The organism is Paenibacillus sp. 598K (assembly GCF_003851045.1).
GTDB lineage: Bacteria > Bacillota > Bacilli > Paenibacillales > Paenibacillaceae > Paenibacillus_D.
Genome location: NZ_BFBX01000103.1, coordinates 1 through 641, shown reverse-complemented (window position 1 = coordinate 641; position 641 = coordinate 1). Strand labels below are relative to the sequence as shown.

1 protein-coding gene is annotated in these 641 nt (G+C 68.3%); it reads right to left on the bottom strand.

Annotation, left to right across the window (positions count from 1 at the left end):
• Positions 1–641: SNF2 helicase associated domain-containing protein (locus PA598K_RS38250; protein WP_260405624.1), on the bottom strand; the 641-nt coding region annotated here is incomplete at both ends.

The window sequence follows — 641 nt, the reverse complement described above, 5'->3', positions numbered from 1 at the left end:
CCGCGCGTCAGCGGCAGGCTGAAGCTCGGCTGCGTCAGCTCCGGCAGCGCCATCCCCGTCTCTGCGAGGACGCGGGCGATCCGCTGCATCTCCTCGGTGTCCAGCGGCATCAGCGCGCCCGTCGGCAGTCGGTGATACTTGCGCTTCAGGACGAGCGAGCGGGTCAGCTCGCGGATCTCCGCCTCCGGGATATCGTCGATGCGGAACCGGAAGGCCAGCCACGGCGTCCGCTCCTCCCGCGACACCTCGATGCGCGGCGGCGGATGCTCGACGAACAGCCGCTCCTTGACCGCCGACGTCGCATAGATGCGCGCCTCCCGCTCCAACTGCGGCACGATCTCATACAAGAAGGCGAACTCCCGCTCCTCGTCCTGCATAATATAGCCGCTCTCCGTCCGCGCGAAGCCCGCCCCCTCCATAAGCGCGAGGATATGCGTCTCCCGCTCGCCCTCGCGGATCAGGATGCGGCTCTCGCCGCGGCGCTCCTCGCGATCCTCCAGCGGATTGATGACGATATCGCCATACTGGAACTCCAGTCCCGCCAGCAGCCGGTCGCGGACGCGATCGAGGTAGACGCGGGCCGCCAGCTTGGTCTGCAGCACCCGGTCGGCGATGCTGCTGTCGATCCGCACCTCGCCGAG